A 4,452-nucleotide genomic window follows, 5' to 3' on the forward strand; every position below is an offset into this window, starting at 1 on the left:
GCAACTGCGTCTCGGTGTTCAAGGACACCGCGCTGGCCTCGGTGGTGGCGATGCCCGACCTTCTGAAGCAGGCGACCGACGCGCAGGCGCTGATGGCCAATCCGACGCCGCTGATCGGCGCCGCAATCATATATCTCGCCTTCCTGTGGCCGCTGGTGCGGCTGGTCGGCTACCTCGAAGAGCGCGGCAAGGCCCAGTCCGGCGCGCACTGATCCCACCTCGAACGACATCGATGAACTGAAGGAGACGTCCGTGAACCAACACCATATCTCGAAGGCGCAGGACGGCGCTGTTTCGTTCCCGGTCGAGAAGATCCGCGCGATGTTCCCCGCCTTGCGACAGGCCGGCGACTTCATCTTCATGGACAATGCCGCCGGCGCGCAGATCCCGCAAAGCGTGCTCGACGCGGTGACCAACCATCTGGTCGGACACAATGTCCAGCGCGGCGGCCGCTACGGCCGCAGCGTCACCGTCGACCAGTCGGTCGCCGAGGCGTGCGAGAGCGTGGCGCTTTTGATCAACGCCTACAGCCCGTCGGAAATCTGCTTCGGCATGAACGCCACCTCGTTCATCCGCCTGGTCAGCCTCGGCATCGGCCAGATGCTCGCGAAGCGGGACGAGATCGTCATCACCGACATGGACCACGACGCCAATATCGCCACTTGGCTGGCGCTGGAGCAGGCCGGCGCGAAGTTCAAATGGTGGCGCATGCGCGAGGACGGCAATCTGCATGTCGACGATCTCAAGCCGCTGGTCTCGGACCGCACCCGGCTCGTCGCCTGCACGGTGACGGCGCATTCGATCGGCTCGATCGTCGACGTCGCCTCGGTGGCCAAGATCGCGCATGCCGCCGGCGCGGAAGTGTTCCTCGACTGCGTGCATTACGGTCCGCATGGCCTGATCGACGTGCAGGCTTGGGACTGCGACTACCTCGTCTGCTCCGGTTACAAGAATTTCTCGCCGCATATGGGTTTTCTCTGGGGCCGCTTCGAAACGCTGAAGCGGCTGCCGACCTTCCGCGAGGATTTCATCCCCGATGAGCCCCCCTACAAGGTCGAGGCCGGTACCTTCATCTACGAGAATGTCTCCGGCATGGACGCGGCCGTGCGCTATCTGGAATCGGTCGGCCGCAATTTCCTCGCCGAGAACAACCGCTCGCGCCGCGACAACATCGTCGCCGGCATGAACGCCATCCGTGACTATGAGTTGACGCTGGCGCGCGAGATGCTGAAGGTACTGAAGGACTGCGGCGCCACGATCTACGGCGTGGCCGACGAAGCCCGCATCCATGAGCGCGTGCCGACCTTCTGCTTCAACATCGGCAAGCTGTCACCGCAGAGGATCGTCGAGGAGATGGCGGTGATGCAGATCGGCATCCGCGACGGCCATATGTACGCGCCACGGCTGATGAGCCGGCTCAACCTGTCGATGGACAGCGGCGCCGTCCGCGCCTCGCTGGTGCACTACAACACGGTGGAAGAAGTGCATCGTTTCGGCGAAGCGCTGCGCGCGATCGTAGCCAAGCTGTCATGATCGGCTTGGCCACGGCGCTTGGAGTCAGGCCGCCTTCTTCTTGGCCAGCCTTGCCTTGATCGAACTGACATCGGCGCGCGGCGTCGCGGCGAACAGCGTCTTGGTGTAGCTGTGCTTGGGGTCTGCAAAGACCTCGTCGCGCGGGCCGTATTCGACCGCCTCGCCGAAATACATCACCATGACGTCATCGGCGATGTAGCGCACCACCGAGAGATCGTGGCTGATGAAGACATAGGTCAATTGGAACTCATCCTGCAGGTCGGCCAGCAAATTGAGCACCTGCGCCTGCACAGAAAGGTCGAGCGCCGAGACCGGCTCGTCCAGCACCAGCAGGCTGGGGTTCAGCATCAGCGCGCGGGCAATGGCGATGCGCTGGCGCTGGCCGCCGGAGAACATGTGCGGATAGCGGTTGTAGTGCTCAGGTCCGAGGCCGACCTTCTTCAGCATCTTCATGGCAAGGTCGCGGCGTTCCTCGGCCGGCTTGTCGGTGTTGATCAGCAGCGGCTCGCCGAGCACGTCGCCGATCTTCTGGCGTGGGTTGAGCGAGCCATAGGGGTTCTGGAAGACGATCTGCACCTTGCGGCGCATCTCCTTCGACAAACCGTCCCTGGCAATGTCGACCTTGTTGCCGTCGATGAACAATTCGCCCGACGTCGCCGGATCGATCAGCGTGATGATGCGGGCGAGCGTGGACTTGCCGCAGCCGCTTTCGCCGACGATGGCAAGCGTCTTGCCCTTGTCGACGCTGAAGGAGACGCCCTTGACCGCATGCACCGTGCGCGCGCCGCGGAACAGGCCGCCACCGACATGGTAGTCGCGCACGATGTTCTTGCCTTCGACGACCCTGGTGCTCATGAGGCGGCTCCGGTACTTGCCCCCTGGGGCGCCGGTTCGAACAGCATGTCGGAGACGGTCGGCAAGCGGTCGCCGACGGCGTTCTCCGGCAGCGCAGAGAGCAGCGCGCGCGTGTAGTTGCTCTTCGGGCTCTCGAACAGCGACAGCACGTCGGCCTCTTCCATCTTGCGGCCCTTGTACTGGACAATGACGCGGTCGGCGGTCTCGGCCACCACGCCCATATTGTGGGTGATCATGATCAGGCCCATGCCGTATTTGGCCTGCAGCGAGACCAGCAGGTCGAGGATCTGCTTCTGGATGGTGACGTCGAGCGCCGTGGTCGGCTCGTCGGCGATCAAGAGCTTCGGATTGCAGGCAATGGCAATCGCGATCATGACGCGCTGGCACTGGCCGCCCGACATCTGGTGCGGGAAGGAGTTCAGCCGCTCCGCCGGCTCGGGAATGCCGACCTGCTTCAGGAGCTCGATGGCGCGCGCCCGGCGCTGGGCCCGGTCCATGCCCATATGGAAGCGCAGCACTTCCTCGATCTGGAAACCGATGGTGAAGCAGGGATTGAGGCTGGCCATCGGCTCCTGGAAGATCATCGACATATCCTTGCCGACGATCTTGCGCCGCTCGGCAGAACTCAGCTTCAGGAGGTCACGGCCGGCAAAACTCATGCGATCCGCGGTGACCGTGGCCGTCCAGGGAAGCAGCCCCATCACCGCCAGCATCGACACCGATTTGCCGGAGCCGGATTCGCCGACGATGGCGAGCACCTCGCGCTCATCGACATGGAGCGAGACGCCGTCGACGGCGCGGAACGGACCGGATGCGGTCTGGAACTCGACGACGAGATTCTGGATGTCGAGCAGCGCCATCACGACCTCCTGAGCTTCGGATCGAGCGCGTCGCGCAGGCCGTCACCGATCAGGTTGATGGCAAGCACTGTGATCAGGATGGCAAGACCGGGGAACGTCACCACCCACCAGGCGCGCAGGATGAACTCGCGCGCCGAGGCGAGCATGGTGCCCCATTCGGGCGTCGGCGGCTGGGCGCCGAGGCCGAGGAAGCCGAGGGCGGCGGCTTCCAGGATGGCGTTGGAGAACGACAGCGTGCCCTGGACGATCAGCGGCGCCAGGCAGTTCGGCAGGATGGTGGCGAGCATCAGGCGGAGATGCCCGGCGCCGGCAACCTTGGCGGCCACGACGTATTCGCGGCTCTTCTCGGCCATCACCGCGGCGCGCACCAGGCGGGCGAAATGCGGTTGCAGCACGAGCGAGATCGCCAGCATCGCATTGAACAGGCCGGGGCCGAGGATGGTGACCAGCACCAGCGCGAGCAGCAGCGACGGGAAGGCCAGGATCAGATCCATGACGCGCATGATCGCAACGTCGACCCAGCCACGGAAATAGCCGGCCAGCAGGCCGAGCGTGATGCCGCCGGTGAGCGCCAAAGTCACCACCACCGCGCCGATGAGCAGCGAGAAGCGCGCGCCGTAGAGCAGGCGCGAGAGGATGTCGCGTCCGACCGCATCAGTGCCGAGCAGATACTGAGCACTGCCGCCGTTCTGCCACGCCGGAGGCCTCAGAAACGCGGTCTTGTCCTGAACGTCGGGCGCATAGGGCGCGAGCAGCGGCGCGAAGAGCGCCGCCAGAACCAAAAGGATGAAGACGAACAGGCCGATGACGGCGCCGCGGTTCACCGAGAAATAGTGCCAGAAAGTCCTGAAGCCGGTGAGGCGGTCCGGACTGCCGCTGGCCATCGGGGCGATTTCGGTCGACTGGCTCATTCATGCAGCCCTGATGCGCGGGTTGATGACGGCATAGAGCACGTCGACGATCAGGTTCACGGCCATGACGATGAGGGCGATCAAAAGCAAGCCTGACTGCACGACGACATAGTCGCGCTTGAAGATCGAATCGACCATCCACTTGCCGATGCCCGGCCAGGCGAAGATGGTCTCGGTGAGGATGGCGCCGGCAAGCAGCGTGCCGACCTGCAGGCCGATGGTGGTGACCACCGGTATCAGCGCGTTGCGCAAGGCATGCACGCCGATAACCCGCGCCGACGACAGGCCCTTGG

5 protein-coding genes and 1 pseudogene are annotated in these 4,452 nt (G+C 64.4%); 2 read left to right on the top strand and 4 right to left on the bottom strand.

Annotated elements, in window-relative coordinates:
• Positions 1–212 (top strand): annotated as a pseudogene (locus EN781_RS27000) (amino acid ABC transporter permease); the annotation flags it as partial.
• A 40-nt stretch (positions 213–252) separates the two neighbouring features.
• A complete protein-coding gene (locus tag EN781_RS27005; protein ID WP_281034398.1) occupies positions 253–1,533 on the top strand; it encodes a cysteine desulfurase-like protein in 1,281 nt (426 codons plus the stop codon).
• A 24-nt stretch (positions 1,534–1,557) separates the two neighbouring features.
• Here the strand turns inward: EN781_RS27005 and EN781_RS27010 are convergent, their stop codons facing one another.
• The 4 genes from EN781_RS27010 to EN781_RS27025 form a co-directional block, all read right to left on the bottom strand.
• Positions 1,558–2,388, bottom strand: coding sequence for a dipeptide ABC transporter ATP-binding protein (locus tag EN781_RS27010; RefSeq protein ID WP_126056740.1), 831 nt, complete (start codon positions 2,386–2,388; stop codon positions 1,558–1,560).
• Positions 2,385–3,248, bottom strand: a complete 864-nt coding sequence (locus tag EN781_RS27015; protein WP_126056741.1) for an ABC transporter ATP-binding protein — start codon at positions 3,246–3,248, stop codon at positions 2,385–2,387. Before EN781_RS27015 ends, EN781_RS27010 begins: the two co-directional genes overlap by 4 nt.
• On the bottom strand, positions 3,248–4,132 hold the full coding sequence (locus tag EN781_RS27020) for an ABC transporter permease subunit (RefSeq protein WP_245455737.1): 885 nt from the start codon (positions 4,130–4,132) through the stop codon (positions 3,248–3,250). Before EN781_RS27020 ends, EN781_RS27015 begins: the two co-directional genes overlap by 1 nt.
• Positions 4,133–4,159: 27 nt before the next feature.
• Positions 4,160–4,452 (bottom strand): ABC transporter permease subunit (locus EN781_RS27025; RefSeq protein WP_127400501.1); only part of this gene is annotated, 293 nt, incomplete at its 5' end.

The organism is Mesorhizobium sp. M4A.F.Ca.ET.090.04.2.1, assembly GCF_003999085.1.
Taxonomy (GTDB): Bacteria; Pseudomonadota; Alphaproteobacteria; order Rhizobiales; family Rhizobiaceae; genus Mesorhizobium.